This window comes from Mesorhizobium sp. 1M-11, assembly GCF_001303895.1.
In the GTDB taxonomy this organism is placed as follows: Bacteria; Pseudomonadota; Alphaproteobacteria; order Rhizobiales; family Rhizobiaceae; genus Mesorhizobium.
Genome location: NZ_LJSD01000029.1, coordinates 185,778 through 211,944, shown reverse-complemented (window position 1 = coordinate 211,944; position 26,167 = coordinate 185,778). Strand labels below are relative to the sequence as shown.

The 26,167-nt window shown below is 61.3% G+C and carries 25 protein-coding genes and 1 tRNA gene; 13 read left to right on the top strand and 13 right to left on the bottom strand.

The annotated features are described in order from the left end of the window. Nucleotides 1-154: 154 nt before the first annotated feature. From AO692_RS12950 to AO692_RS12935, 4 genes are all read left to right on the top strand, one after another. Nucleotides 155-1,474: an aspartate aminotransferase family protein gene (locus AO692_RS12950; protein ID WP_054310463.1), complete on the top strand. Its 1,320-nt coding sequence runs from the start codon at nucleotides 155-157 to the stop codon at nucleotides 1,472-1,474. A 99-nt stretch (nucleotides 1,475-1,573) separates the two neighbouring features. Continuing rightward, nucleotides 1,574-2,530 (top strand): TRAP transporter substrate-binding protein, encoded by a 957-nt coding sequence (locus AO692_RS12945; RefSeq protein WP_054310462.1) that lies wholly within the window; start codon nucleotides 1,574-1,576, stop codon nucleotides 2,528-2,530. Between the two features lie 53 nt (nucleotides 2,531-2,583). Beyond that, nucleotides 2,584-3,111 carry a TRAP transporter small permease gene (locus tag AO692_RS12940; protein WP_054310461.1) on the top strand — a complete coding sequence of 176 codons (528 nt, stop codon included), beginning with the start codon at nucleotides 2,584-2,586 and terminating at the stop codon, nucleotides 3,109-3,111. After that, entirely contained in the window at nucleotides 3,108-4,388 is a 1,281-nt protein-coding gene (locus AO692_RS12935; RefSeq protein WP_054310460.1) for a TRAP transporter large permease, read from the top strand. The genes AO692_RS12940 and AO692_RS12935 overlap by 4 nt, the downstream gene beginning before the upstream one ends. A gap of 95 nt (nucleotides 4,389-4,483) precedes the next feature. On the opposite strand, the gene AO692_RS12930 is transcribed toward AO692_RS12935, so the two are convergent. From AO692_RS12930 to AO692_RS12915, 3 genes are all read right to left on the bottom strand, one after another. Beyond that, entirely contained in the window at nucleotides 4,484-5,257 is a 774-nt protein-coding gene (locus tag AO692_RS12930; protein WP_244483347.1) for an endonuclease/exonuclease/phosphatase family protein, read from the bottom strand. Nucleotides 5,258-5,414: 157 nt separating this feature from the next. Further along, a complete protein-coding gene (locus AO692_RS12925) occupies nucleotides 5,415-6,875 on the bottom strand; it encodes a phosphatidylserine/phosphatidylglycerophosphate/cardiolipin synthase family protein (protein ID WP_054310458.1) in 1,461 nt (486 codons plus the stop codon). Nucleotides 6,876-7,087: 212 nt separating this feature from the next. After that, on the bottom strand, nucleotides 7,088-7,717 hold the full coding sequence (locus tag AO692_RS12915; RefSeq protein ID WP_210168298.1) for a type II CAAX endopeptidase family protein: 630 nt from the start codon (nucleotides 7,715-7,717) through the stop codon (nucleotides 7,088-7,090). 317 nt (nucleotides 7,718-8,034) lie between these two features. On the opposite strand from AO692_RS12915, the gene AO692_RS12910 reads away from it, so the two are divergent. Beyond that, nucleotides 8,035-8,307 (top strand): YMGG-like glycine zipper-containing protein, encoded by a 273-nt coding sequence (locus tag AO692_RS12910; RefSeq protein WP_054310455.1) that lies wholly within the window; start codon nucleotides 8,035-8,037, stop codon nucleotides 8,305-8,307. An 87-nt stretch (nucleotides 8,308-8,394) separates the two neighbouring features. On the opposite strand, the gene AO692_RS12905 is transcribed toward AO692_RS12910, so the two are convergent. The 3 genes from AO692_RS12905 to AO692_RS12895 form a co-directional block, all read right to left on the bottom strand. Continuing rightward, nucleotides 8,395-9,762: a HAMP domain-containing sensor histidine kinase gene (locus AO692_RS12905; protein WP_054310454.1), complete on the bottom strand. Its 1,368-nt coding sequence runs from the start codon at nucleotides 9,760-9,762 to the stop codon at nucleotides 8,395-8,397. A 1-nt stretch (nucleotide 9,763) separates the two neighbouring features. Further along, nucleotides 9,764-10,438: a response regulator transcription factor gene (locus AO692_RS12900; RefSeq protein WP_054310453.1), complete on the bottom strand. Its 675-nt coding sequence runs from the start codon at nucleotides 10,436-10,438 to the stop codon at nucleotides 9,764-9,766. Nucleotides 10,439-10,748: 310 nt separating this feature from the next. Beyond that, nucleotides 10,749-10,823: transfer RNA gene (locus tag AO692_RS12895), tRNA-Gly, on the bottom strand. A 210-nt stretch (nucleotides 10,824-11,033) separates the two neighbouring features. Between AO692_RS12895 and AO692_RS12890 the strand changes: the two genes are divergently transcribed. The 4 genes from AO692_RS12890 (at nucleotide 11,034) to AO692_RS12875 (ending at nucleotide 13,562) form a co-directional block, all read left to right on the top strand. Then, nucleotides 11,034-11,531 carry a prolyl-tRNA synthetase associated domain-containing protein gene (locus tag AO692_RS12890; RefSeq protein WP_054310452.1) on the top strand — a complete coding sequence of 166 codons (498 nt, stop codon included), beginning with the start codon at nucleotides 11,034-11,036 and terminating at the stop codon, nucleotides 11,529-11,531. A 76-nt stretch (nucleotides 11,532-11,607) separates the two neighbouring features. Next, nucleotides 11,608-12,582: a thioredoxin gene (gene trxA / locus AO692_RS12885; protein ID WP_054310451.1), complete on the top strand. Its 975-nt coding sequence runs from the start codon at nucleotides 11,608-11,610 to the stop codon at nucleotides 12,580-12,582. Nucleotides 12,583-12,665: 83 nt separating this feature from the next. Further along, on the top strand, nucleotides 12,666-13,337 hold the full coding sequence (locus AO692_RS12880; RefSeq protein WP_054310450.1) for an LON peptidase substrate-binding domain-containing protein: 672 nt from the start codon (nucleotides 12,666-12,668) through the stop codon (nucleotides 13,335-13,337). 18 nt (nucleotides 13,338-13,355) lie between these two features. Continuing rightward, nucleotides 13,356-13,562, top strand: coding sequence for a Trm112 family protein (locus tag AO692_RS12875; protein ID WP_054310449.1), 207 nt, complete (start codon nucleotides 13,356-13,358; stop codon nucleotides 13,560-13,562). A 44-nt stretch (nucleotides 13,563-13,606) separates the two neighbouring features. Here the strand turns inward: AO692_RS12875 and AO692_RS12870 are convergent, their stop codons facing one another. From AO692_RS12870 to AO692_RS33675, 3 genes are read right to left on the bottom strand one after another with little or no spacing between them, the layout of a single operon-like run. Next, a complete protein-coding gene (locus AO692_RS12870) occupies nucleotides 13,607-16,969 on the bottom strand; it encodes an error-prone DNA polymerase (RefSeq protein WP_054310448.1) in 3,363 nt (1,120 codons plus the stop codon). Further along, nucleotides 16,966-18,435: a DNA polymerase Y family protein gene (locus AO692_RS12865; protein WP_054310447.1), complete on the bottom strand. Its 1,470-nt coding sequence runs from the start codon at nucleotides 18,433-18,435 to the stop codon at nucleotides 16,966-16,968. Before AO692_RS12865 ends, AO692_RS12870 begins: the two co-directional genes overlap by 4 nt. Beyond that, the gene (locus AO692_RS33675; RefSeq protein ID WP_054310446.1) at nucleotides 18,389-19,405 is read right to left on the bottom strand and encodes a hypothetical protein; all 1,017 of its coding nucleotides are present in this window, start codon (nucleotides 19,403-19,405) and stop codon (nucleotides 18,389-18,391) included. Before AO692_RS33675 ends, AO692_RS12865 begins: the two co-directional genes overlap by 47 nt. 182 nt (nucleotides 19,406-19,587) lie before the next feature. Between AO692_RS33675 and AO692_RS12855 the strand changes: the two genes are divergently transcribed. After that, entirely contained in the window at nucleotides 19,588-20,010 is a 423-nt protein-coding gene (locus tag AO692_RS12855; protein WP_054310445.1) for a metallopeptidase family protein, read from the top strand. A 133-nt stretch (nucleotides 20,011-20,143) separates the two neighbouring features. On the opposite strand, the gene AO692_RS12850 is transcribed toward AO692_RS12855, so the two are convergent. After that, nucleotides 20,144-20,353 carry a DUF1737 domain-containing protein gene (locus AO692_RS12850; protein WP_054310444.1) on the bottom strand — a complete coding sequence of 70 codons (210 nt, stop codon included), beginning with the start codon at nucleotides 20,351-20,353 and terminating at the stop codon, nucleotides 20,144-20,146. Nucleotides 20,354-20,380: 27 nt separating this feature from the next. Then, nucleotides 20,381-21,256, bottom strand: coding sequence for a CoA ester lyase (locus AO692_RS12845; RefSeq protein ID WP_054310443.1), 876 nt, complete (start codon nucleotides 21,254-21,256; stop codon nucleotides 20,381-20,383). 178 nt (nucleotides 21,257-21,434) lie between these two features. Here AO692_RS12845 and AO692_RS12840 point away from each other — a divergent pair, with 178 nt between their 5' ends. The 3 genes from AO692_RS12840 (at nucleotide 21,435) to AO692_RS12835 (ending at nucleotide 23,984) form a co-directional block, all read left to right on the top strand. Next, entirely contained in the window at nucleotides 21,435-22,604 is a 1,170-nt protein-coding gene (locus tag AO692_RS12840) for an FAD-binding oxidoreductase (RefSeq protein ID WP_054310442.1), read from the top strand. A gap of 96 nt (nucleotides 22,605-22,700) precedes the next feature. Then, on the top strand, nucleotides 22,701-22,835 hold the full coding sequence (locus AO692_RS33870) for a hypothetical protein (RefSeq protein ID WP_280138609.1): 135 nt from the start codon (nucleotides 22,701-22,703) through the stop codon (nucleotides 22,833-22,835). Between the two features lie 114 nt (nucleotides 22,836-22,949). Further along, entirely contained in the window at nucleotides 22,950-23,984 is a 1,035-nt protein-coding gene (locus AO692_RS12835; RefSeq protein ID WP_054310441.1) for an aspartate-semialdehyde dehydrogenase, read from the top strand. Nucleotides 23,985-24,270: 286 nt separating this feature from the next. On the opposite strand, the gene leuC is transcribed toward AO692_RS12835, so the two are convergent. Together leuC and AO692_RS33295 are read right to left on the bottom strand one after the other, a co-directional pair. Next, a complete protein-coding gene (leuC, locus tag AO692_RS12830; RefSeq protein WP_054310440.1) occupies nucleotides 24,271-25,680 on the bottom strand; it encodes a 3-isopropylmalate dehydratase large subunit in 1,410 nt (469 codons plus the stop codon). A gap of 85 nt (nucleotides 25,681-25,765) precedes the next feature. Continuing rightward, the gene (locus AO692_RS33295; protein ID WP_162531847.1) at nucleotides 25,766-26,032 is read right to left on the bottom strand and encodes a hypothetical protein; all 267 of its coding nucleotides are present in this window, start codon (nucleotides 26,030-26,032) and stop codon (nucleotides 25,766-25,768) included. Between the last annotated feature and the right edge of the window lie 135 nt (nucleotides 26,033-26,167).

Here is a 26,167-nt window from a genome sequence, read left to right as displayed (position 1 = left end):
AAGGGCGATTGCCCGTAGCCATCAAATCGGCACGGTAGCGGCTATCGTCCGCAGATCAAGCTCATCACGCAAAAATATCATTTATCAATAATCGATATTGACACGGTGAGTGCATTCCAAGATGCTTTCGCCGTTGGGAGGCTTGGAATTGTCAATGTCATCGGTCTTTTCGAGGGATTACGCCTCCGAGCTTCCCATGATGGCGCGCGGCAGCGGCGTCTATGTCTATGACGATACCGGTAAGGCCTATCTGGACGGCATGGGCAGCGCCGGAGTGGTCGGCATCGGCCATGGCCGGACCGAGATCTACGACGCGCTGGCGAAGGCCGGCGACACCGTGACATTCGCTTATACAGCCACCTTCTCGCATCCGTGGCAGGAAAAACTCGCCGCCTCCATCCTGTCGGTCGCGCCCGAAGGCATCGACTCCGTCTATTTCGTCTCCGGCGGCTCGGAGGCCAACGAGACGGCGTTGAAGCTGGCACGCCAGTATCATCTCGACCGCGGTGACGCGCAGCGCCACAAGATCATCTCGCGCTGGCAGAGCTATCATGGGGTCACCATTGCAACGCTGTCACTGTCCGGCCGCACCAGCTGGCGCACTCCCTACACGCCTTATCTGCTTCCGGTGATCCACATCGCGCCGCCCTATGAGTATCGCTGCGCCTATTGCCGGGACAATGGCGGCTGCACCCTCGACTGTGCCGACGAGCTGGAAAAGGCGATCAATCTGGAAGGGCCGGAAACGGTCGCCGCCTTCTTTGCCGAAACGATCGTCGGCACGACGGCAGCCGGGCTGGTGCCGCACAAAGACTACTACAAGCGGGTGCGTGAAATCTGCGATCGCTATGGCGTGCTCTTCATTGCCGACGAGGTGCTCGCGGGCTATGGCCGCACCGGCAAGCCCTTCGCCATAAGCGATTGGGACGTGACCCCGGACATGATCACCTGCGGGAAGGCCATCGGCAGCGGCTACGCGCCGCTCGGTGCGGTCCTGGTCAACGAGCGGATCACCGATTTCTTCCGCAGCAATCGCAAGCGCTTCGTTCATGGCTTCACCTACAGCGGGCATCCGGCGTCGTGCTTCATTGGACAGCAGGTCTTCGACATCATGACCCGTGAGGGGCTGTTCGCCCGGCCGGGCGAGATCGGCAAATATCTTTCGAGCCGGCTGCAGGAACTGCAGCAGCGGCATAGCTGTATCGGAGACGTGCGGGGCAAGGGTCTGTACGCCGGTGTCGAATTCGTTGCCGACCGTTCGACGAGGCAACCGTTCCCGGTCGAAAAAGCATTCACCTCGCGCCTTGTCGCGCTCATGCGCGAGCGCGGCGTCATCGTCGGCGGTGGCGTTCCGGGCGCCAATTTCGGCAAGGGGGGCGATCACATCCAGATCACCCCGCCCTACGTCGTCAGTGAAGAAGAGATCGACATCATCGTCGACACATTGGACGAGGTGATCACGGAGCTGACCTGACGGTCAGTCCGCACGACAAAAAGAAACCTGTCTCGGCGCGAGCACCGGCCGGGATCGGAACGCAAGAAGCAAAAGAACCATAAGAAAGGGGAACCTGACATGTTGAAATCCGTCCTTGCGGCTGTGTTTGCGGCAGCGCTTACGACCGCGACGGCGCAAGCCGGCGTCACGATCCGCATCGGAGGGGCCGGCTCGCCTGACAGCCCCGACACCAAGGCCATGGAAGTGTTCAAGGAGAAAATGGAGGCCGAGCTTGGCGGCGACGTTTCCATCCAGCTCTTCCCGTCCTCGCAGCTCGGAACGGTCGACGAGATGGTCGAGCAGATCAAGGGCGGCGTGCTCGAATGCATGTATGAAAGCGTGGGTGACCTCGGCTCGTTCCATCCCGCGGCGAATGTCGAAGGTGTCGCCTATCTCTATCACGACGAGGACCATTTCTTTCGCATCTGGCGTGGGCCGGTCGGCAAGGAAATCCTCGATGCGATCGCCAAGGATGCCGGCTTCCGGGTGCTCGGGCCCGCCTTCCACGGCTTCCGCCAGTTTCTTCTGACCAAGCCGGCGGAAAGCCTGGCCGACATACAGGGTCGAAAGCTCCGGGCTCCCGGCATCCCCGCCTATATCGAATCGATCCAGGCACTCGGCACGAATCCTGCGACGATACCGTTCGAGGAAGTCTATACCGCCATCCAGCAGGGTGTCGTCGACGGCGTCGAACAGCCGCTGGTCGCCATCAAGGACCAGCGTTTCTACGAGGTGGCCAAGCATCTGCTGATGACCAATCACATGGCCGAGACGATGGGGTTCATGTGCGGCGAGCCGTGGTACCAGGGATTGGACAAGCGCACGCAGGACGCTTTCGCCAAGAGCGCGGACGCCAGCGCAGACTGGTATCGTCAGTATACCGATGAATCGCAAGCCAAGGTGCTGGAGGATCTTGTTGCCCAGGGCGTGGTCGTGCACAAACCCGATCTCCAGGACTTCATGACCAAGGTTGCCGGTGCGAAATACGACGCCGCTCTGCAGCCCTATATCGAAAAAATTCGGGCCGTTAAGTGAAAGGCGGGCCTGCCGATCGACTCCGCGGCAGGCCGATTTCCAGAGGCAAACGGATGATCCAGTTGTTTGAACGCTTCGGCAACCTCTTGCGCCGCTTGCTGGACCTGGCGGTTGGGGCCGCGCTGTTTGCGATCGTCCTGCTTGTCTGCGTGCAGGTGTTCAGCCGCTACTTCCTCGGGGCGCCTACTCCGGGGCTGGCGGAAGTTTCCCGCATCCTCTTCATCTGGCTGACTTTCACCGGATCGGCAGTCCTGATCAGCCGCCGTGAGCTGATCGTCATCGACCTTCTTCACGACCGGCTGGGGAAGCGCAGCATGGGCCGCCTCAACGTCGTGGTCGATATCGCCACGGCCGTGTTCCTGGTTGTCCTTGCCATCTACGCGCGCCAGTTGATGATCATCGTCGGTCAGAAGATCGCGCCTGCAACGGGCATCAGCTTCGACTGGTTCTACGGTGCCTTGCTGGCCTTCTGCTTTCTCGGCCTGCTTTTCATCCTCGAACGCCTTGTGCGAACGGCTGCTGCTTTTGGCTCTGCGCCGGAAGCTCGCAACGGCGCACGCCGTGAGGAGTCGGCCTCATGACCATGCTGCTCGTCCTATCGGCCACCTTTCTCGCCCTCGCTCTGTTGGCGGTTCCGGTCGCAATCGCACTTGGCCTTTCCGCACTTCTGGTCGTCATGATCTGGGGCATGCCCGGTTTCATCCTGGCGCAGAAGATGGTCAATGGCATCGATTCATTCCCGCTGCTTGCAGTGCCGTTCTTCATCCTCGCTGCATCGGTCATGAACAGCGGCGGCATCACCACGCGCGTGGTGGATCTGTTCACTTCCCTGCTCGGCAGGGTCCGTGGCAGTTCGGGTGTCGTCAATGTCGGGACCAATGTTTTCCTCGCCGGCATTTCGGGCTCATCGGTGGCCGATGCTTCCGCCAGCGGTGCCCTGCTCATCCCGGAAATGCGCAAGGAAGGCTATTCCGGCGCATTTGCGGCTGCCCTGACGGCCGGAGCCGCCGTGATCGGGCCCATCATCCCGCCCAGCATTCCCCTGGTCATCTATGGCGTCATCGCACAGGTCTCGATCACGCGCCTCTTTGTCGGCGCCTATATCCCCGGCGTGCTGATTGCGGTGGCGCTGATCGTGTATGTGACGAATTATGCTCGCAGGCATGAGCTTCCGGCTCGTGGCCGACCCTCCTGGGGCGTGATCGGCCGCCAATTTCGCGGCAGCGCATGGGCGCTCTCCATGCCGCTGCTATTGGTGGTCGGCGCCAAGGGCGGCCTCTTCACCGTCACGGAACTGGGCGCGGTGCTGGTGCTCTATGCGATCTTCATCGGGTGGATCATCCACCATGAATTCCGCTGGAGGATGTTCCCGGCCATGTTGACGGATGCCGGCCTTCAGACAGCAAACATCATGCTGGTGGTGGCGGTATCATCCTTCATCGCCTACCTGGTCGTGGTTCACGGCATTCCGCGCGACATCCAGACCATCCTACATCAGGCGAACCTTTCGCCGGTCGAGTTCATGCTTCTGGTCAATGTGGTCTTCCTCGTCGCCGGAATGTTCCTCGATTCCACGCCTGCGACCATCATCCTCGTGCCGATCTTCCTGCCCGCAGCCAAGAGCTTCGGCATCGATCCGACGCATTTTGGGCTGGTGATCGTCCTGAACCTGATGATCGGCCTGATCCACCCGCCACTGGGTTTGAATCTCCTGATCACCCAGTCCATCTCGAAAGTGCCCATGCGGGATGTCATCTGGGCCAGCTTGCCGATCGTGGGCATCGTGCTGGCGGTCCTGCTCGTCATCACCTTTGTGCCGCAGACTGTACTCTGGTTGCCAACCGTCATGGGGCTGTAGCAGCAGACAGCAGCGCATTTCGACCAGCGTCCATGATATATCATTCTGATATATCAGACGCGATCAAGAGCTTGAAGGGTCGCAACTGCTGATCGCTAGGCTGCCTTGAGCCTATCTCCGGCGGGTGCCAGGCTGACCCAAGCCTTGATCGGCAGATGATCGGAGGCCAGACGCGCCAAAGGCGTGTCGTGGGCGATGATGGGCGACAGGATTTCCTTGCGATTGGAAATCAAGCGATCGAGGGCCAACAGTGGAAGCCGCGACGGGAAACTGGGAACCGCAGGCGGCAATTCCCCGAAGGCGGTTTCGAAGATGGTGAGGGCGGAGCGGCCGTTGAGACGCCACTCATTGAGATCACCCATGAGCAGTGTCGGCGTCTCTCCGCGGTCATTCATGATATCCAGGATCGCACGAACCTGCCGGGTCCGCGAGTGGCGAAGAAGGCCGAAATGCGCTGCAACGATCCGGATCGCGCCGCCCGCCTCCAATTCGATCTCTGCGATCACCGCCCCACGCGGTTCTAGTCCCGGAAGCTTGATCTGATGCACGTCGCGGACGCTGCCGCGCCTGAAAAGCACGACATTCCCGTGCCAGCCATGCGCCTTCGCCTGTCCCGAAACCGGTACAGCCGTGAGCCCGGCCTCGCGCTCCAGGCGAGCGAGGTCCAGCAAGCCGTTCCGGTCGCCGAAGCGCTTGTCCGCCTCCTGGAGGGCGATGACATCGGCATCGATCTCGCGGATGACGCGTCCGGTACGTTCCGGGTCGAACCTTCCGTCGGTGCCTACGCATTTATGGACATTGTACGAGGCTACGAGCACACCCGGTTGTTCGATGCCCCCCGTCACCGGCTCCGCGTGATCCCGACGCATTCGAATGCGCTCCAGGATGTTTGCGGGAAGACCGCCACCCAGCCTATGCATGATGCTTCTCGTTTCCGTGCTCGTCAGTCCAGGCCAGAGTCACCTCCTCTAACTGGGTAGGGGCGAATATCCCTGCAACCGACGAAAACACCTGCAGGGGACCTTGTCAAAGATAGGGCGATCCAAGCCAAAGGACACGGTCGATCAAGCGTACAAGGAATGGACGTTTGCGCAACTCCGGCAGGGTCACTTCCACCGCCGAGTCGATCGCGGCCTCGATACGCGCTTCGATCTTTCCCGCAAAGCCGGGATCCAGAACTTCGAGGTCGATCTCGAAATTCAGCCGAAGGGACCGCGGATCGAGATTGGAGGAGCCGACGAAGGCCCAGGTGGAATCGACGACTAGCAGTTTCGAATGATCGAAAGAGCCTTGAGCGCGCCAGATCTTGCAGTAGCTTCTGAGAACCTGGTCGAATTGGGCGGTCATCGCCCGATCGACGAGAACAAGATTGTTGGCCGACGGCACCACGATATCGATATCGACCCCTCGCCGCGCTGCAGTGGTCAGTGCGCTGATCAATTCGCGATCGGGGAGGAAATAGGGTGACATGATGCGGATGGAATGGCGAGCGACCGAAAAGGCAGCCATCAGCATCTTGTGATTGGCTTCCAGGCTGGCATCGGGCCCCGAAGGAAGCGCGCGCATCAGCATCGGCGAGCCGGGCTCTCCGGCTGCGTCAAACGCGATATCCCAGGCCTCGCCCTGGAGCCGCTCGCCGCTGGCGAAATACCAGTCCTCCGCGGCAACCGAGAAGATGTCGGCGACCACGGGGCCATCAATGCGGAAATGCGTGTCGTGCGCCATGGCAGCGCCGGCGAATTCGGCAGTGAAACCCTGCCTTATGTTCATTCCACCCATGAAGGCCACGGCGCCATCCGCAACCAGGATCTTCCGGTGCGTTCTCAGGTTGGCATAGGGCAGGCGAAGCCCCATGATGATGCTGCCGTTGAACACATCGGTCGGGACACCGCTTTTTTGCAGATAACCGACGATGCTGGGAACCGAGTAGCGGGCACCGACGGCGTCGATCAACACCCGCACGGCAACACCGCGTCGTGCGGCTTCTATCAAGGCGTTTGCGATGCGCAGCCCGATCGGATCGCGATCGAAGATATAGGTTTCCAGGATGACACTGCGTTGCGCGCCGCCGATTGCCGCGATCATCGCAGCATAGGCCTCATCACCAGTCTCGATCATGGTGACGGCATTCGCCGTCGTCAGAACGTGGTGCGTTATCCTGTCGCCGGCGGTCTTGAGGGCAACGAACCGCGGGCCGAACCGGGCGTCGATGGAGCTGTCGGTTGCATCGAAGCGGGGATGCTCCAGCACCGCGCGCCCGGCCACGGCCCGCTCCGCCGCGAGCGAGACACTCCTGATACGGTTTATCCCGGCAATGGCATAAAGTGCTGCGCCGACGAAAGGCGACAGAATAATGACGCCAACCCAGCCGATCGCCGCCCGCACCTCATCCTTCGTCATCGCCGCATGCGCTGCCGCCACCGCCGCGATCACCGTCGAGACGACCGCGAGCATATGAGGCCAGTAGGTGGCGATCAGCGTCCACATGGGGAATATCTATGCAGTTATCCTGTACGCCGTCGATTGGCAGGGGTACGGTGCGATAAGCTTTTTCGCACATCTCTCAGGCAAAGGTGGTCGGAAGAGCAAAAAAAGCGCCCCTGAGGGCGCCTTTTTCGCTGACGGCGCGGCCGTTGCTGCTACGTGGGCCTGCGAGCTGATCACATCGCGCGTCCCGCGATGCATCACGGGCCAGACCGTCAGGCCAGCGCGTAGGTAACGAGCCACAATCCATTGAATACTACGTGCACAAGAAGACCGGGCCAGATCGACGCCGTCTTGCGGAACAGGATAGCAGCCAGGATGCCGACCAGGAGCGCGTTGAGAAAAATGACGCTCGGTCCATGCATAGCGGCAAAAATCAGGGCGCTGCCGACGACACCAACCCACGCTCCATAGCGATTCAATGAATTGGCAATGACGCCGCGGAACACTGCTTCCTCGCCGAGTGGTGTAAGAACAGCACCGGTAAACAGCAAGATGAGCAGGGACCAAGCTCCGCCCGTGGCGCCAGCCTGGAAGTCGGCCTGGGTGTTCGCTTCGGTGACGAACAGGAAATAGACGCTCTCCATGACGCGACTGACACCATAAGCGGCTATCCCGATAGCGGCCCCGGCCAGCCACCATCGCCATGGAATAGCGCGGAAGCCGAAGACGCCAAGATCGCGGATGCGCAGGGAGCACGCAGCGGCAAGAGCGGCAACGCCTGCGATACCGTTGCCGGCCATGCCGAAGTTGCCACGTAGGACGGCCTGCTCGTCGGGCATCCTCAGTATCACGACAGAGACTATCCCCAGAAACAGCACATAGGTGATCAGCGCGACCGCCACTTCCGGCCATCCAGGCCGCCTAAAGAGCGACCAGTTGATACGGGTTTTGATTCTGGTCATTCCGTGATGTCGATCATCGTTTCAATAGTAGGTGGCGCCCCAAAACTGCTTTCACCGGCCGTAGACGGGTTGAATTACCGGAACATTACAGGTCCCGGCAGTCATGCACTTATGGCTGATCTTTGCGGAATCTGCCTGCGTGACCGCACAGCTTGCCGTAATCTCTGCGTAACTGTGGCCGGCCATAGGCCTTCTGACGGACCAGTGTTCCGACGGGTGAACGCGTGCCGGAAGGTCAATGGACGAAGGACACGACAATGAAGAAAGCAATCGTAGGTGTGCTGGTTTGCCTCACGTTGACTGCGTGCAGCCAGACCGAAAAAGGGGCCGGCATCGGCGCGGCGAGCGGCGCAATCATCGGCGGGCTGGCGAGTGGGTCATGGGAAGGTGCGGCAGTGGGTGCGGCTGCCGGCGGTGTGGGTGGCGCGGTGGTCGGCAATATCAGCGAACGCAACGAGCGGAACCGGCGCGACCGATGGGATCGCGGCGATCGCTGCTATTATCGTGACCGGTACGGGCGCTGTCGCTGACGCAGCGCTGCAGAGCATAAGGGCCAGACGTGCTGGAACTCGTCTGGCCCTTTCGTTTTCAGTGAATTTCGCGCTCCGGCTGCACCCTCAGGACGGTGAAGCTTTTTGTCCTGTGAGGGATACGCGCCCCTCGCGCCACCGAACGGCGAAAGTGCTGCCTGCGCCTGGCGACGATACGAGTTCGACGTAACCCCCATGACGGGTCACGATTTCGTCCACCATGCTCAGACCGAGGCCGGCACCGGCGCCATGCGGGCTCACCCGGTAAAACGGTTCGAAGATGCGTGCGTGTTTGTCGCCGGGAATGCCAGAGCCCTGATCCGACACCAGAACGCTTCCGTCGTCCTCGACCTCCACGCAGATTTCACCTGCCTTTCCGCCATACTGGACGGCATTGCGCACCAGATTGGCGAAGGCGCGCTCGAGAGCTTCGGGATCGCCAATGACGAAAGCCTGATCCGCCTTGCTGTCGAACGAGATCTCGTAACCATCTGCGATGGCGAAGGGCGCGAGATCGGCTACCACTTTGGACGCCGCACCATTTAGGTCCACCTGGATTTTACGGGACGGTTTCTGCCGATACGCCTCGATGTCGAGCAATTGATTGGCAATCGCCGTCAGCCGCTTGATGCCACTCTGCAGAGAGGATTTTTCCGCGCCCGGCGGAATCGTATCGATGCGCACCTGAAGGATCGCGATCGGCGTGCGCAGCTCGTGCGCCGCGTTGACGAAGAAGCGTTCCGTCTTTTCGAATCCGCTGTCGAGACGCTGCAGCGCCATGTTGATGCCGTCGACGACGCGCAGCACCTCGCCGGGCAACCCCTTCTCCTCAACGATACCACCACGAGCGTTGAAATCGATCTTGTCGAGCCGCGCGGTGAGATCGTTGAAGGAACGAAGCGCCCACCGGGTGACCAAAGGAACACCAATCAGGGTGATCGCGGCGAGGATAAGCGCAGGCACACCGATTGCGATGTTCCCGAGCATAACCGTCACTCCATACTGAGACATGGAAACCCCGCCTGCGAAAATGGTGGCCTCACCAGCTTCAGTGTCCAGGCGTTCAAGTCGCGCCACGCTTGTCGGATCGTTGACGTAGCCATGCAGTTCGGTGCTGCGGAAGGTACGCAGCGCGTCCGCGCTTGCGGCCATGTCTGTGGGCATGTCGCCGTGAGACAAAGTATCGCCGTTGGGCAGAGTCACGACGAACCACAGGCTCGGCGATTCTCTCATCATCTTTGTTAGGCTGGGCGTCGGAGAAAGGCCTGGTTTCCCATCCGCGCCGAGATGAACGGAATCGGCGACTTCCTGAGACAGCCAGATCGATGTGATCGCACCGTCGGTCTTGATGCTGGATGCGATGTACAAGACGAGCGCCAGGGAGGCAACGACGGCACATAGCTGAAGGGTGATGAAGCCGAGCGTGAAACGCCAGCGAAGGGACGTGCTCTTCATTTTATTCCGGTTCACGAAGGAAATAGCCAATGCCGCGAATGTTCTTGATGACGATGTTGGCCCCCGCCTCCCCAAGTTTGCGGCGCAGCCGCGACACGTTGGCTTCCAGGGAATTCGACTGGATCTCGTCGTCGAACGAATAAACATTGTCTTCGAGCAAGGACCGCAGGACGGTGTGCCCGCGATTGCGCAAAAGCGTTTCGAGGATCAGAAGCTCGCGCCTAGCCAGAACGAGCCTGACACCGTTTACATGGACGTCGCGCGAGGTCCGGTCATAGGCGACATTCCCCGCCACGAGCGTCGGCGCGCCGGATATTGGAGAACGCCTGAGAACTGCGCTCATTCTAGCAAGCAATTCATCGATCTCGAACGGCTTGGGAAGATAGTCGTCCGCACCCAGGTTGAGCCCCAAAATCCGGTCGGCGGTCGACCCCAAGGCCGAGACGATGATCGAGCGCGTGGGTTTGCCTGATGCCCGCATATCGGCGAGAAGGGCGCTGCCGTCCCCGTCCGGCAGCTGCCGATCCATCAGCAGAATGTCGTAGTCTGCCAAGGCGATCGCCTCGCGAGCCGTCGCCAGATCGGCGACAATGTCGAGGACGATGCCGTGTTGCGAGAGTGCTGCCCTGAGAGCGTCGGCCATTTCCGGATCGTCTTCGATGAGCAGGAGTTTCATGGTGTTGGGGCTGAGAGTTCTGCGGGTTGTTTGCACGGGCGGAATTACGCCAACGTTACGGCCTCGTGTTGTTTGCACCAAGAAGAGGTTCCGTTCAGAGACACGCCAGATATCTCGCCTGCCCATGATGAATTTGTCTCCGGCGAGGTCAAAGGGTTTGGCCTTGCTGGAGAGTTGATGGGGCAGGAACTACGGCATGTTGCGCTGCAACAGACCCTCCCGTGCTTCCCTGTAGGGGAAAAGGAGGTCGGGGAAGCAAAAAGGCGCCCTAGGGCGCCTTTTTCACGTGCTTGGTTTTCCTGAGGAAAACTGGAGCGGGTGAAGCGATTCGAACGCTCGACCCCAACCTTGGCAAGGTTGTGCTCTACCCCTGAGCTACACCCGCTCACACGGCCTTGGGCCGCAAGCCGGGCCTATATGGCCGAAGACCGCGCCGAATGCAACAGGGAAAAATGCGCTTTTTTCATCGTTGGCAAAAGTGACCAAAACGCCTTGGCTTGCAGGCTCTCTCTGCTCTATGGGTCAAGAGGACACGCATTCATGTGGCCCATGAGAGGTCACGTCGGACGCAAGCGCGGCAACAGGATGGAGCTTCATGGCCAAGACAGAAGACGAGCTTTTCGCTTTCCTGGCTGGACTGGGCATCGAGATTTCGACGCGTCGACATGCGCCGCTCTTCACCGTCGCCGACTCGCAGGCGCTGCGCGGCGAAATCGACGGCGGGCACACGAAGAACTTGTTCCTCAAGGACAAGAAGGACAATTTCTTCCTGGTGACCGTGGATGAAGAAGCGGAAGTCGATCTCAAACAAATTCATCATCTGATCGGCGCCACCAGCCGGGTTTCATTTGGCAAGCCTGAGAAATTGTTGGAACTGCTCGGCGTCGTTCCGGGTGCCGTGACCGTTTTCGGGCTGATCAACGATAGCGACAACCGGGTCAAGATCGTGCTGGACGCGCCGTTGATGGAAAATGCGGTCATCAACGCCCATCCCTTGACCAATGAAGCGACCACGTCGATCGCTTCCCGCGACCTGATCAGATTCATCGAGGCAACCGGCCATGAGCCTGTTATCTTGAAAGTCTCGGCATGATCGCCACATTTGTGGCAAACCAGCCCCTGCAGAACAGGGTCGCCGTTTTTGCGTGGCGACCCGAAAGGACAAGACGATGAGTGACCAAAATCCGTTCGGCGGCACGGGCAACGCGTATACGACAACCGTGCAGTATGGCGGGCAAAATGGTGGAGCTGCACCGGCAAATGGCACGGCGGCCGGCTTGATCAAAGACGCGACCACGGCGACGTTCACCGCCGACGTCATCCAGGAATCGCGACGCCAGCCGGTATTGGTGGATTTCTGGGCGCCATGGTGCGGACCGTGCAAACAGCTGACGCCGCTGCTGGAAAAGGCAGTCAATGCCGCCGGCGGCACGGTGAAGCTCGTCAAGATGAACATCGATGAACATCCCTCGATCGCAGGGCAGCTCGGCATCCAGTCCATTCCGGCCGTGATCGCCTTCAAGGACGGGCAACCGGTCGACGGTTTCATGGGCGCCGTTCCCGAAAGCCAGATCCGCGAGTTCATCGAACGTGTGGGCGGCAAGGGTGGAGGCAAGCCGCAGCTCGCCGAGGCTCTGGCTGCCGCCAACGAGGCTCGCGAGGCAGGCGATGTCCAAACCGCTGCCGATATCTATCAGTCAATCCTGGAGCAGGCGCCGGATACGGTTGAGGCCATCGCTGGTCTTGCCGAAATCCTGTTCGATGGCGGCGATACCGCCGGCGCGGAAGCCGTGCTGGCACAAGTGCCTGAAGGCAAGGCCGATGCGCCCGCCGTCAGCGCCGTGCGGGCGCGGATAGCACTTGCCGCACAGGCGTCCGACCTTGGCAATCCCGCGGAACTTGAGAAGCGTCTTGCCGAGAACCCGAAGGATCATCAGGCTCGTTTCGACCTTGCCATGATCCAGAACGCCATGGGTGAGCGTGAGAAGGCCGCCGACAACCTGCTGGCGATCGTCAAGGCCGATCGTGCCTGGAACGACGATGGCGCGCGCGCGCAGCTGTTGCAGTTGTTCGAAGCCTGGGGGCTGACCGATGAGGTAACCTTGTCGGCGCGTCGCAAGCTGTCGTCGCTGCTGTTTTCTTAAGGGCTCCGAGGTCCAGATCGACCGGCGCGGGGAGGATACCGGTTCGTCCTTCTCGCGGAAGAAATTTATGGGACGAGAAAAGGATGCGAGCGGGAAACGCCCGATATCGGCTCGAGACCGATCTGCCCAACACGATCGCGGTTTTTCCGTTGGGTGGAGCTCTGCTGCTGCCCGGCGGACGCCTGCCCTTGAATGTCTTCGAGCCACGCTATCTGCAGATGGTAGATGAGGCGCTGGGCGATTCACGGTTGATCGGCATGATCCAGCCAAGTCTGGATGGCGCACTTCGCGACGATGGCGAGCCGGAGTTGAGCGGCATAGGCTGTATCGGGCGCCTGACCTCGTTCATGGAGACGGGTGATGGGCGCTATGTCGTCTCGCTGCAGGGGATCTGCCGTTTCAGGGTGACGCAGGAGCTCGCTGTGCGCACGCCGTTTCGTCAATGCCGCGTGGCGCCCTTTCTGGCGGATCTTCAAGAAGATCCATCGGCATCCGCCGTCGACCGTACCGCGTTGCTGAAGGCATTTCGTGCCTATCTTCAAGCCAACGACCTGGAAGCGGATTGGGAAAGCGTCAGCCGCGCCGACAATGCCATACTGGTCAATGCGTTGTCGATGATGGCGCCCTATGGGCCGGCAGAGAAACAAGCGCTGCTGGAGGCGCAGGATCTGAAGAGCCGGGCCGAGACGCTGATCGCGATCACCGAGATGACGCTGGCGCGTGAGAACGAGGATTTTGGCTCGGGCCTGCAATAGGGTTTTGGAAGGCAGACAATGGGTGAGCGGGAAGGCAACAAGGTCGGTGTCGATCCGAAGCTTTTGGAGCTTCTGGCGTGCCCGCTGACCAAGGGACCGCTGACCTGGGACGCCGAGCGCGGCGAACTGGTCTCGCGCCTTGCCAAACTAGCCTATCCGGTACGGGATGGAATCCCGATCATGCTGCCTTCCGAAGCGCGATCGATTGCGCCGGGTAAAAGTTGAGCATAGCCGACGCCCGCTGGCAGGGTGTCGGCAAGCCTTGATGATCAGTGGAAGTTGCGGCCTTTTGGCATGACGCGTTGCGCATCATCGGCAAGGGCGCGGAAATCCTGTTCCGATGGTTCCTGCCGCTTCTCGGGCCTGCCGGTATGATTTTGGCCAGCGGGTCCGGTCAGAGGTTTCCTCTCATCTGCCGATTTCGCAAAGCCAGGAGGCGCTTCTTCCAGCAGCGACGACAGCCAGGGTGTCAAATCTTCGATCTTGTCGGCGACGATGTGGATGACACCTGACTCGCACTGCAGCTTGCCGGTGACCTGGACGAAACGGGCCCCCATGATCACCGGACGAAAACGCTGGAAGACCCGTTCCCAGAAAATGACATTGGCCACGGTCTTCTCATCTTCCAGAGTGAGAAAAATAGCTTTGCCGTTGCCGGGCCGCTGGCGCACCAGAACAAGGCCGGCAACAGTGACGCGCCTGCCGTCCGGCACGGAAGGCAAGAGAGTATTCGGCGTTACGCCATTGCGGGCCAGCCGTTCGCGCAGGAACGAGACCGGATGCGACTTGAGCGACAGGCCGAGCGAGCGGTAATCATGAATGACGTGCTCGCCCGGACGCATCATCGGCAGTTTCGTCGCCGGCTCCAGATCGGGAAGTCTGATGTCTGGCTGATCGAACAAGGGCAGTCGCTCCGCGGCCTTGCGACCGTCGAGCGCGCGCACCGCCCACAGGGCATCGCGCCGGCTGATACCGAGCGAGCGAAAGGCATCGGCTTCGGCCAGCTTCTCGATCTCGTCGGCGTCGAGGCCGGAGCGCAGCCAGACATCGCGCACGGATTCGTAACCGTCGCCGCGTCGGGCGACGAAGGTGCCCATTCTGTCTTCGGATATCCCCTTGATCTGACGAAAACCTAGCCGGACCGCATGATCGGTCAGAATGACACCCCTCATGTCGGCATGGCGTGCAACGATGCGCCCGGGGTCGAAAGAGGCCTTTTCGAGCGTGCAATCCCAAACGGAGGCATTGATGTCGACATCGCGGACCTCGACGCCGTGGTCGCGGGCATCCCGCACCAGCTGGGCAGGCTGGTAGAAACCCATCGGCTGCGAATTGAGGATCGCGGCGCAGAAAACGTCGGGATAGAAGGTCTTGAACCAGCAGGACGCATAGACGAGCAAGGCGAAGGATGCGGCATGGCTTTCCGGAAAGCCATATTCGCCGAAGCCTTCGATCTGCTTGAAGCAGCGCTCGGCAAATTCCTTGGGGTAGCCGCGCTCGACCATGCCGTTGATCATGCGGTCGCGGTAATTGCCAATGGTTCCGGTGCGCTTGAATGTCGCCATGGCACGACGCAATTGGTCGGCCTCGCCCGGCGTGAAGCCTCCTGCGTCGATAGCGATCTTCATGGCCTGCTCTTGAAAGAGGGGTACACCGAGTGTTCGTTCCAGAATCTTCTCAAGTTCGACACTCGGATATTCGATCTTTTCCTTTCCCTGTCGGCGTCGGAGGTAGGGATGAACCATGTCACCCTGGATCGGACCAGGGCGCACAATGGCGACCTCGATGACGAGGTCGTAGAATTTTCTGGGCCGCAGACGCGGTAGCATCGACATCTGCGCGCGGGATTCGATCTGAAAAACACCGAGTGTATCAGCCCGGCAGATCATATCATAAACGCGGGGGTCTTCTTCAGGGATCGTGGCCAAGGCGAGCTTGCGATCATATCGATCTCGAACGCCATAGTGATTTTCAACCAAGTCGAAAGCCCGCTTCAGGCACGACAACATGCCAAGCGCCAACACATCGACCTTCAGCAGGCCGACCGCATCGAGGTCGTCCTTGTCCCATTCGACCATCTTGCGCTCTTCCATCGCCGTCTTGACGATGGGGACGATCTCATCGAGTCGGTCCTTGGTGATGACGAAGCCGCCGACATGCTGGGTAAGATGGCGCGGGAAACCCATGATGTCATTGGCGAAGTCGAGGACATGCCTGGTCAACGGCTCTGTTCGATCGAGGCCGCCAGCTTGAGTTTCCCGTTCGCCGAGCTCAGAAGAATACCAGCCCCAGATCGAGCTCGACAAAGCGCTTCGGACGTCTTCGGACAGTCCCATCGCCTTGGCGACCTCGCGCAGGGCCGAACGTCCGCGATAGCTGATTACGGCTGCGGCAAGCGCGGTGTGTTTTTCACTGTATTTCTTGTAAATGTAAGCAATGATCTTCTCCCGCTTTTCGTGTTCGAAATCGACATCGATGTCGGGTGGTTCGTCGCGTTCGGTCGAGATGAAACGTTCGAAAAGCACATCCATCAGGCCGGGGTTCACCTCGGTGATGTTGAGGCAATAGCAGATCACCGAATTGGCGGCCGAGCCGCGTCCCTGGCACAAAACGTCCACATCTTCCGAACGGGCGTAGCGGATGATGTCGTGAACGGTGAGGAAATAACGCGCGTAATTCTTCTGCCCGACGATTGCCAGCTCATGGCGGATCAGTTCATCGACTTTCTCCGGAATGCCTTCTGGGTATCGGTCATGCGCCCCTCGCCAGGTCAGCCGTTCCAGCTCCGTCTGAGGGTCCACACCTTCTTCGGTGGTTTCGTCAGGATAGTTGTGTTTCAACTCGTTCAGCGAAAACCGCAGCGTCTTAGCGAAACGCCGCGTCTGCTCCAGCGCTTCCGGATAGCTGCGGAAAAGCCGGGCCATCTCGACCGCTGGTTTCATATGACGCTCGGCATTTGCCGCCAGTTCGAAACCGGCGTCGGCAACCGGTACATTGAGGCGGATCGCGGTGACCACATCCTGGAGCGGCCGGCGTGCAGGTGTGTGGTAGAGAACATCGTTGGTCGCCATCAGAGGCAGGTTGGCCGCTGCGGCCAGAGCGGCGGCCTGCTCCAGCCGGAAGCGGTCGCTGCCCTGATAATCGGGAGCGGCCGCCAGCCATAGATTGCCGTCGAAGCGATCTTTCAGCTGCCGTAGCAGGGCCAGTTGCGCTTCACCATCACCTTGGAGATCCGGCAGGACGGCAAGCGACAGGCGGTCACCCCATTCGAGCAGATCGGCTCGCTCAAGCAGCGTTGCGCCTTTTTCCGTTTCGGGGCGCAGATTGGCCTGGGTGAGCATGCGGCACAGATGTCCCCAGCCCTCGCGATCCTGCGGATAGGCAAGGATGTCGGGAGTACCATCACCGAAAACCAGCCGGCAGCCGGGATGATAGTCTATGCCTTCGACCTTCGATTGCTGCCAGGCGCGCACGACACCGGCGACCGTGTTGCGGTCGGCCAGGCCGATTGCCGAAAAACCATAGAGCTTCGCGGCAACCATCAATTCCTCGGGGCGGGAGGCGCCGCGCAGGAAGGAAAAGTTCGACTGCACCCCGAATTCGGCATAGGGCAGGTGGGCAATCAGGCTCATGCAAACACTCCATGCATGAACCAGCGCGGGGGCGGTTTCGAAGCGTCGTAAAAGCCCTGGCGATAAAGCCAGTAGCGACGGCCGTCGGTGTCTTCGATGCGAAAATAGTCGCGTGTCGGTTCTTCCTGGCGCCACCATTCCGCTGCGATGCGTTCCGGCCCTTCCACCTTGGCGACACGGTGGAGCGCTCGCCGCCAACGGAATTGCAGCGGAGGGCCATCCGGAATTTCCGAAGCAGGAACTTCGACGGGTTCAGGCACCTGAAACAGCCGGATCGGACGTTCCGGCTGGAAGGGCACGGCGGAAGGCAGTCCCCTGGGCCCGGCCGGCTTCTTCGGCGGCGAAATTCGCTGCGGCGCGTCCTGCCAATAGGGAATGACCGCAACGGCACGTTCCGGCAGATGGCTTTCAACGTTAACGGGTTTCAGTACGGAAGCTTCGCCGAGGCGCGCACGAATGCGGTCTGCAAACAGTGCAAGGTCCTCCTCGCCGTCTTCGGTCGCATCGGCAAGGTCGGCCTGGTGCATGTCGAAAGGAGCGGTCGCCAGTATGGCGAGGCGAACCAGATCGAAGCCGTAGCCGGCGTCGAAATCCTCGGCGATCGCCGTCAGCTTCTCCTGGAACAATCTCAAGATGAGTCGAGGCTCGCGCATAGACCGCGACGTGCCGACGACAAGGCGACTGACCACGCCATCGACCCGGAAGAGCAGGAGGGCAACCGCCCTTGCCCCTTCGCCTCGCCGCTCGAGATCGGTCTTCAATGCCGTTGCAAGCAGAAACACCAAACGTTCGATGTCATCGATCAGGATGACGGGTTCAGCGAGGTGGCGCTCGACCGAAAGCGGGGCAACAGGCAATCGCGGCGAGACGGCTTCATCCTGCCGTCCAAGCGCCTGGTCGATGCGCAGCAGCAAGGCAACGCCGAAGCGGCGCACCAATGGCGCGCGCGGTGCTGCCAGAACAGCGCCAACCGTGCGCAAGCCGACGCTCTCCAGACTGCTGCGTATTTCCGGTTCAAGGCGCAGTGCCGCAAGCGGCAGCGGGGCGAGAAGGGCTTCTTCCTCCCCTAATTCGACAATGCAGCGGTCGCGAAACCTGGCGGCAGCCCAGGCTGCCCCCGCGGTCGAGGCGATTCCGGCACGAACGTCGAATCCCTGGTGGAAGAAACGGGCCAGAATTTCGTCCAGCATGGCGTGTTCACCGCCGAACAGATGCGTGCAGCCGGTGATGTCGAGGAACAGACCGTCGATGCCATCGAGCGCAACCAGCGGCGTGTAGCGATCACACCAGTCGGCGAGGCTGTCGAGCAGACGCAAATCGGCCAGCGGGTCGGCTTCGACAATATCGATCGACGGATGCATGGCGCGCGCATCGGCAATGCCCATGCCGGGTTTCAGGCGCAGCGCCTCTGCCCGTTCGTCAAGCGCGGCGATGCGCTGGGCGTTGCGGTCGCGATGGTTGATCACCAGCGGGCGATGGCCGGGGGGACGGGAACGCCAGGACCGGCCGTGACGCTGCCGCAGGATCCGTTCCGCTGGAAGATAGGGGAACCACAGCGACATGATCCTTTGCTCGCTTCTGAATGTCCCATGGCCGCTGGTGGATTGCGCCCGCGTGCCTTCGATCCAGGAATGTGCGTTCATCGGGGTTCCACTCCAGTGTGAATTGTCCAGGCTGTGCCGCGCGGCTTTTGCCGATGGTGACGGCGATGCCCGGGCGGCCGATCGTGCCGTCCAGGGGGCCAGCCATGGTGTTGCGCGGCGTTGCCGGTGCCGGTGCGACGACGAGGCGGACAGGTGCCGCGGTCGGCTCGGCAAGCGCTGCCTGCCGCAGCAGGAAGACCGGCCGCCCCGCCATCTGCGCGCGACGATGCAGTCGGCGCGTGGCGGTCAGGTCGAGCCGTTCGGGATTGCCGCGCAGTTCCAGCACGACGGCGGAAAGCGCGGTCAAGCCTGCTCCCTCCTCAGCGATCCACAGGGCATCGGTGGTTTTCGGCGCTTCGGCGTAAAGCAGGCTTTCGGGTGCGATACCGAAACCGGCCTCGAGCCCGCGCGCGTAAGGAAAACCAGCTTCCCGAAAGATCTCGGTGGTGCCGACCCACAGAATGGGCGCCGGCGTTTCCGTTTTTTTCAGCAGCAGACAGGCGAGAGCCAGTGCAAAGCCAGCGACGGTGCCGGCATCGCGGGTCTCGGCACCGTGGAGTTCGGTCAGGGCAGCCTTGGGCAGTCCGCCATTCAAGGCAGCGTCGAAATGATCCGCGCCGGTGACGAGCAAGCCATGGCTTTCAGCCACGCCGCTGCGGCGCACCAGCATGCGGTCCGCGTCGGGGCCGCTGCCAGCCGGCGCATCGAGGCGTTCCGACAGCGTTCCTTCAATCTTCGCGATCTGGCGGCGCAAGGCAAAAACAGTGTCTCGCGCCACGGCGTTCATCGCCATGTCGGTCAGCGTCCAGTCAATTTGTTCCTGTTATGTTCTTATAGATTCCAGAGGGTGAGATGAGAGTCAAGCGGACTCATGGAGAATTTATTCCTCTCCCGTCAGGGCAAAATGCCGTCGATCGGATCGTTATTTGCCGATCTTGCCGCAACAGCCTATATGCCGGGGTCAAAGGACAAAGAATGGCCCGCATCTACAAGACCCGCACCTGGCACAACGAGCTTTCTCCCTCCCTTGATGAGCTTGAGTTGCTGGCGCTGGAAGCCTACGCCCATCTGTCGGAGGAGTTCCGCAAGCTGACGGGCGAGATCGTCGTCCAGGTAGCCGAGTTTCCGACCGATGAGATCATGGACGATCTGTCGCTGGAAACGCCCTTCGACCTGCTCGGCCTGTTCGAGGGGCGCGGCATCGCCGAACGTTGGAATCCAGCGACCGGCGAAGGGCCGAACCGCATCACGCTCTACCGCCGCGCCATCCTCGACTACTGGGCCGAGAACGAAGAGACACTGGGCGACATCGTCACCCATGTGCTCATCCACGAGATCGGCCATCATTTCGGCCTCTCCGACGATGATATGGAGCGTATCGAGGCGTCGGCGGAATAGGCTCTTGCAAATAGGAATTGAGAGCAATTCCAGCAAAAGTGTGCAGCGGTTTTGCGTCCGGAATTGCGTAAAACAAAGAGTTAGAGCGTTTCCGCGATCCGGAGAAAAGCGGAAATGCTCTGGGCGACGGCTACTACCAGTCGCTCAATTTGGTTTCGCCGGGCACGTATTCCTGGCCGTCGACATCCTTCACCACGGCCTGGCCGCAGCGCATGACCTTTTCCTTTTTGTCATAGGCATAGGTCGGCGAGCCATAGAGGTGCCAGCCCTTGTTCAGCGCCGCTGTCACCTTGTGGCAGAAGGTGGCGTCATCGACGGCGGTGAGGAAGCGAAAGAGGCGCATGGTCCTGTCCTTAAAGCTGTTGCTCGATCATGCGCCGATGCTGGCGGCTTTCGCCAGCAATTTCTCAGCCTGGACCAAGTGGAGACGCTCCACCATCCTGCCTTCCAGCGCAATGACACCCTTGCCGGCGTTTTCCGGCTTGGCAAAGGCGGTGACAATGGCCTTGGCCTCCGCCAAAGCCTGATCCGAAGGGGTGAAAGCAGCATTGGCAGCCTCGACCTGCGACGGATGGATCAGCGTCTTGCCGTCGAAACCCATGCCGGCGGAATCGGCGCATTCGCGGGCGAAACCGTCCAAGTTGCGGAAATCGTTGAAGACACCGTCGAGCAGGGCGATGCCGCCGGCACGCGCGGCCAACACCATCTGCATCAGCCACGGCACCAGATAGCGCCGGTCCGCAGTGGCCTGAACGCCGGTCTCCTTGATCAGGTCGTTGGTGCCGGCAACCAGGCAAGCGAGCCGCGAAGCGGGGTCGCGGCCGAGCTCGGCGATGGCGGCGATGTTGATCAGCGCCTTGGGCGTCTCGATCATCGCCCACAGCTTCACTTCGTCGGATGAGTCGGCCTCATCGAGCGCGTCGCCGGCCTCCAGGATGTCGCGCGGCGTGTCGATCTTGGGCAGCAGGATGCCGTCCGGCTGGCAAGCGAGCGCCGCGGTAAGATCCTCCGGGCCGCCTTCGCCTCCGAAGCGGTTGATGCGCACCACCATTTCGCAGTGCGGGCGATTGGCGAAGATCGCGCCGAGCCTGTCGCGCGCCGAGGCTTTTTCGCCGGAGGCGACGGCATCTTCCAGGTCGATGATGACAGTATCGCAGGCAAGTGTCGCGATCTTGGCCAGCGCCCGCTCGTTGGCGGCAGGAATGTAGAGGACGGAACGGCGCGGGCGATAGGGATTTTCAGCCATCTGGTCTTCTTGCCTGCCGAAGCTGGCCCTTGCAAGGGCTTGCAGTGGGGTGGCTGAAGCTGGTTAGAGAGTGAATAGTGAAATAGTGAATAGCGAATAGTGCCGGTTGGGGCACCGTTTGGCCCTCTACCCACTACTCACTATTCACTACTTGCTCATCCAATCCGGAACAGGCTTTATGGCGCAATACGACATCGTGATCATCGGCGGGGCCATTGTCGGCGCCTCGGTTGCCTATTATCTGCGCGAGGAAGGCTTCACTGGCTCCATCGCGCTGGTCGAGCGCGATCCGCAATTCGCCCACGCCGCAACGACGCTGTCCTGTGCCTCCATCCGCCAGCAGTTCTCCATCCCGGAAAACATCCGCCTGTCGCAGTTCACGCTGAAATTGTTCCGGCGTCTCAAGGAAGAATTCGGCGAGGATGCCGATATCGGCTTCCGCGAAGGCGGCTATCTGATCCTGGCCGGCGAGAACGGCCTGCCGATCCTGAAGGCCAACCACGACGTGCAGGTGGCCGAGGGCGCCGATATTGTGCTGGAGGACGCCGAGGCGCTGACCCGCCGTTTCGCCTGGTTGTCGGCGGAAGGCATCACCGCCGGTGCCTATGGCCGTTCCGGCGAGGGCTGGTTCGATGCGCATGCCTATCTGCAGCTGTTCCGCAAGGCGTTGCGCACCAAGTCGGTCGACCTGATCACCGCTTCCGTCACCGCCATTGCCCGCCAGGGCGATCAGATCCAGTCGGTGACGCTCGACAATGGCGAGACGCTGCAGGCGGGCATCGTCGTCAACGCCGCCGGCCCCAATGCCGGCAAGGTTTCGGCCATGGCCGGGCTCGAACTGCCGGTCGAGCCGCGCAAGCGCTCGGTGTTCGTGTTCGAGGCGCGCGAGCGCTACGAAGACCTACCGCTTCTGGTCGATCCGAGCGGCATTTATGTGCGCCCGGAAGGCTCGGTCTACATCACTGGCGGTGCCGAGCCGGAGGAAGGTGAGCTTGCCGCCGATCCGGCCGATTTCGAGCCGAACTGGTCGTTGTTCGAAGAAACGATCTGGCCGGTGCTCGCCACCCGCATTCCCGCCTTCGAGGCGATCAAGATGACACGCGCCTGGGCCGGCCACTATGACTACAACACGCTCGACCAGAACGCGGTGATCGGCCCGCATCCGCAGGTGAAGAATTTCATCTTCGCCAACGGCTTCTCCGGCCACGGCCTGCAGCAGGCGCCGGCGGTCGGCAAGGCGCTGGCCGAGCTGATCATGCATGGCAGCTACCGCAGCATCGACTGCTCAGCCCTCGGTTATGCCCGCGTGGCGGAAGGCAGGCCGTTCCGCGAGCTCAACGTGATCTGACCGCCACAGGCGGGCCGAACTTCATCGCCAGTCCCTGGCTGCGATTGACTCTTGACGCAATCGGCGTAAAAGCCCGCTCCGAACAGGAACGTCTCCATGCGCGGCCTCATCATGGCTCTTTTCGCATTCGACTTCCCCGGCCATGGCAACATGGTTGCGGGCGGGCGGCAGCGTGCGCTCCTGTCCTCGACCAAAACTACGGCCAAAAAAACCACCGTCACCACGGTCTGATCTCCCTTGGCCTGCTCGCCCTCTCCCCGGGTCCGGCCCGAGGGAGGCGAGACCCGCAGTGGCCGGCGGGTTTCTCCAAGCAAAGCGAGCGGAGAGCGACAGGAGAATTTTTCGATGGGTTTCAAGGTTGCGGTAGTCGGCGCCACGGGCAATGTGGGCCGCGAAATGCTGAACATCCTGGAAGAGCGCGGCTTTCCGGTCAGCGAAGTGGTGGCACTCGCCTCGCGGCGCAGCCAGGGCACCGAGGTGTCTTTCGGCGACAAGACGCTGAAGGTGAAGGCTCTGGAGGGCTACGACTTCTCCGACACCGACATCGCCGTCATGTCGGCCGGCGGCAACGTCTCGAAGGAATGGTCGCCCAAGATCGGCAAGCAGGGCTGCGTCGTCATCGATAATTCGTCGGCGTTCCGCTACGATCCGGACGTGCCGCTGATCGTCCCGGAAGTGAACCCGGACGCGATCGAAGGCTTCTCCAAGAAGAACATCATCGCCAACCCGAACTGCTCGACCGCACAGCTGGTCGTTGCGCTGAAGCCGCTGCATGAGGCGGCGACCATCAAGCGCATCGTGGTGGCGACCTACCAGTCGGTGTCGGGTGCCGGCAAGGAAGGCATGGACGAGCTGTTCACGCAGACCCGCGCCGTCTTCGTGGCCGACCCGGTCGAGGCCAAGAAGTTCACCAAGCGCATCGCCTTCAATGTCATCCCGCATATCGACGTGTTCATGGAAGACGGCTCCACCAAGGAAGAGTGGAAGATGGTGGCCGAGACCAAGAAGATGCTCGACCCCAAGATCAAGCTGACGGCCACCTGCGTGCGCGTGCCGGTGTTCATCGGCCATTCGGAAGCGGTCAATGTCGAGTTCGAGAAGCCGATCACGGCCGACGAAGCGCGCGACATCCTGCGCGAAGCGCCCGGTTGCCTGGTCATCGACAAGCGCGAGGACGGCGGCTACATCACGCCGATCGAGTCCGCCGGCGAGGACGCCACCTACATCTCCCGCATCCGCGAGGACTCCACCCTCGACAATGCCCTCAATATGTGGATCGTCTCCGACAATCTGCGCAAGGGCGCTGCTCTCAACGCCGTGCAGATCGCCGAGTTGCTCATCGAGCGCGGCCTGATCCAGCCGAAGAAGAAGGCGGCTTAGTTTCGTCCTCACGCTGTCGCCGCTTCGCGGCTCGCTCCGGACGGGGCGCGCCACGAGGCGCGACGCACGGTCGTGCTTGCGGTCTTTGACCGTTGGTTGCGCTCACGGGCCGTATCGCCGCCCGCTGGGCGGCTGGCCCTCCGCGAGGGCGCCGGACGACCGGCGGCCCGTGGTCGCGGGCTTAAATCGGCGTTTCGCCCTCTCAAAGAACATCCTTTAAAAACAAAGGCCCCCGGCATATTTATGCCGGGGGCCTTTGCGTTCTAGATACTCTTGTCGAGCGCGATTAGTTCCAGTCGCGGATGTCGACGAAGTGGCCGGCGATCGCGGCGGCGGCGGCCATGGCCGGCGACACCAGGTGCGTGCGGCCCTTGAAGCCCTGACGACCCTCGAAATTGCGGTTCGAAGTCGAGGCGCAGCGCTCATGCGGCTTGAGGCGGTCATCGTTCATGGCCAGGCACATCGAGCAGCCCGGCTCGCGCCAGTCGAAACCGGCCTCGATGAAGATCTTGTCCAGCCCTTCGGCCTCGGCCTGCTCCTTCACAAGGCCGGAACCCGGCACGATCATGGCGTTGACGGTCGCTGCGACTTTCTTGCCCTTGGCGACGGCTGCGACCGCGCGCAGATCCTCGATGCGGCCATTGGTGCAGGAGCCGATGAAGACACGATCGAGCTTGATGTCGGTGATCTTGGTGCCTGGTTCGAGACCCATATATTCGAGCGCACGCTTCTTGGAGTTGCGCTTGTTCTCGTCATCGATCTCGTCGGGGTTTGGCACGACGCCGAGCACCGAGGTCACGTCCTCGGGCGAGGAACCCCAGGTGACGATGGGCGGCAGCTTGCCGGCATCCAGCACCACGACCTTGTCGTAGTGGGCGCCCTCGTCCGAGTGCAGCGTCTTCCAGTAGTCCAGCGCCATGTCCCAGGCTTCGCCCTGCGGCGCGCGCGGCTTGTCCTTTACATAGGCGAAGGTGGTCTCGTCCGGCGCGATCAGGCCGGCACGGGCACCGCCCTCGATCGACATGTTGCAGATGGTCATACGGCCTTCCATCGACAGCGCGCGGATCGCCTCGCCCGCATATTCGATGACATAGCCGGTGCCGCCGGCGGTGCCGATCTCGCCGATGATGGCGAGGATGATGTCCTTGGCGGTGACGCCTTCCGGCAGCTGGCCGTCGACACGCACCAGCATGTTCTTGGCCTTCTTCTGGATCAGCGTCTGGGTGGCGAGCACGTGCTCGACTTCCGAGGTGCCGATGCCATGCGCCAAAGCACCGAAAGCGCCATGGGTGGAGGTGTGGCTGTCGCCGCAGACGATGGTCATGCCCGGCAGGGTGAAGCCCTGCTCGGGGCCGATGATGTGGACGATGCCCTGGCGGCGATCCTTCTCGGAATAATACTCGACACCAAAATCGGCAGCGTTCTTGGCCAGCGCCTCGACCTGGATGCGGCTTTCCTCGTTCTTGATGCCGTTCACGCGGTCCGGCGAGGTCGGCACGTTATGGTCGACAACGGCGAGCGTCTTTTCCGGATGGCGAACCTTGCGGCCGGCCATACGCAGGCCTTCGAAAGCCTGCGGGCTGGTCACTTCATGCACGAGGTGGCGGTCGATCCACAGCAGGCAGGTGCCATCGTCCTGGCGATCGACCACGTGTTCGTCGAAAATCTTGTCGTAGAGGGTGCGCGGTGCGCTCATGTGCGTAAATCCGTCGATATGAAGCAGGGAAGATGACGCGCCGGCTGAATATAGGCGCAGTCGGCCGTCAGCTAAGGCGATGAAATCACCTTAGTCGGCTGGTCAGCGCGCCGGAAATGCGGGCGAAAAAGCGCGCGGGCAGGCGTTTCTTGTCCTGCAGCACGAAGCCCTTGTAGGCCGGATCGCCGAAAAGCTCTTCCATCGCCTCGCTCATACCAATCTTTTGCGGGATCGGCAATTGGCGCCGGTTGGAGCGCCGCGCGTCCATTCGGACGCGCAAAGGACGCTCTAACAGTTTTGAGCTGCGCATCGTGCTTTCCGAAAATCGATTCCGATTTTCGGGCCGATGCATTAGAGCGCCGCGCGTCCGTTCGGACGCGCAAAGGACGCTCTAACAGTTTTAAGCTGCGCATCGTGCTTTCCGAAAATCGATTCCGATTTTCGGGCCGATGCATTAGAGCGCCGCGCGTCCGTTCGGACGCGCAAA

Bases quoted from the DNA above. Each gene is read 5' to 3' on its own strand.
- AO692_RS12950 (WP_054310463.1), top strand. From the start codon at position 155: ATGTCATCGGTCTTTTCGAGGGATTACGCCTCCGAGCTTCCCATGATG.
- AO692_RS12945 (WP_054310462.1), top strand. From the start codon at position 1,574: ATGTTGAAATCCGTCCTTGCGGCTGTGTTTGCGGCAGCGCTTACGACC.
- AO692_RS12940 (WP_054310461.1), top strand. From the start codon at position 2,584: ATGATCCAGTTGTTTGAACGCTTCGGCAACCTCTTGCGCCGCTTGCTG.
- AO692_RS12935 (WP_054310460.1), top strand. From the start codon at position 3,108: ATGACCATGCTGCTCGTCCTATCGGCCACCTTTCTCGCCCTCGCTCTG.
- AO692_RS12930 (WP_244483347.1), bottom strand. From the start codon at position 5,257: ATGCGTCGGGATCACGCGGAGCCGGTGACGGGGGGCATCGAACAACCG.
- AO692_RS12925 (WP_054310458.1), bottom strand. From the start codon at position 6,875: ATGTGGACGCTGATCGCCACCTACTGGCCTCATATGCTCGCGGTCGTC.
- AO692_RS12910 (WP_054310455.1), top strand. From the start codon at position 8,035: ATGAAGAAAGCAATCGTAGGTGTGCTGGTTTGCCTCACGTTGACTGCG.
- AO692_RS12905 (WP_054310454.1), bottom strand. From the start codon at position 9,762: ATGAAGAGCACGTCCCTTCGCTGGCGTTTCACGCTCGGCTTCATCACC.
- AO692_RS12900 (WP_054310453.1), bottom strand. From the start codon at position 10,438: ATGAAACTCCTGCTCATCGAAGACGATCCGGAAATGGCCGACGCTCTC.
- AO692_RS12890 (WP_054310452.1), top strand. From the start codon at position 11,034: ATGGCCAAGACAGAAGACGAGCTTTTCGCTTTCCTGGCTGGACTGGGC.
- trxA (WP_054310451.1), top strand. From the start codon at position 11,608: ATGAGTGACCAAAATCCGTTCGGCGGCACGGGCAACGCGTATACGACA.
- AO692_RS12880 (WP_054310450.1), top strand. From the start codon at position 12,666: ATGCGAGCGGGAAACGCCCGATATCGGCTCGAGACCGATCTGCCCAAC.
- AO692_RS12875 (WP_054310449.1), top strand. From the start codon at position 13,356: ATGGGTGAGCGGGAAGGCAACAAGGTCGGTGTCGATCCGAAGCTTTTG.
- AO692_RS12870 (WP_054310448.1), bottom strand. From the start codon at position 16,969: ATGAGCCTGATTGCCCACCTGCCCTATGCCGAATTCGGGGTGCAGTCG.
- AO692_RS33675 (WP_054310446.1), bottom strand. From the start codon at position 19,405: ATGGCGATGAACGCCGTGGCGCGAGACACTGTTTTTGCCTTGCGCCGC.
- AO692_RS12855 (WP_054310445.1), top strand. From the start codon at position 19,588: ATGGCCCGCATCTACAAGACCCGCACCTGGCACAACGAGCTTTCTCCC.
- AO692_RS12850 (WP_054310444.1), bottom strand. From the start codon at position 20,353: ATGCGCCTCTTTCGCTTCCTCACCGCCGTCGATGACGCCACCTTCTGC.
- AO692_RS12845 (WP_054310443.1), bottom strand. From the start codon at position 21,256: ATGGCTGAAAATCCCTATCGCCCGCGCCGTTCCGTCCTCTACATTCCT.
- AO692_RS12840 (WP_054310442.1), top strand. From the start codon at position 21,435: ATGGCGCAATACGACATCGTGATCATCGGCGGGGCCATTGTCGGCGCC.
- AO692_RS33870 (WP_280138609.1), top strand. From the start codon at position 22,701: ATGCGCGGCCTCATCATGGCTCTTTTCGCATTCGACTTCCCCGGCCAT.
- AO692_RS12835 (WP_054310441.1), top strand. From the start codon at position 22,950: ATGGGTTTCAAGGTTGCGGTAGTCGGCGCCACGGGCAATGTGGGCCGC.
- leuC (WP_054310440.1), bottom strand. From the start codon at position 25,680: ATGAGCGCACCGCGCACCCTCTACGACAAGATTTTCGACGAACACGTG.
- AO692_RS33295 (WP_162531847.1), bottom strand. From the start codon at position 26,032: ATGCATCGGCCCGAAAATCGGAATCGATTTTCGGAAAGCACGATGCGC.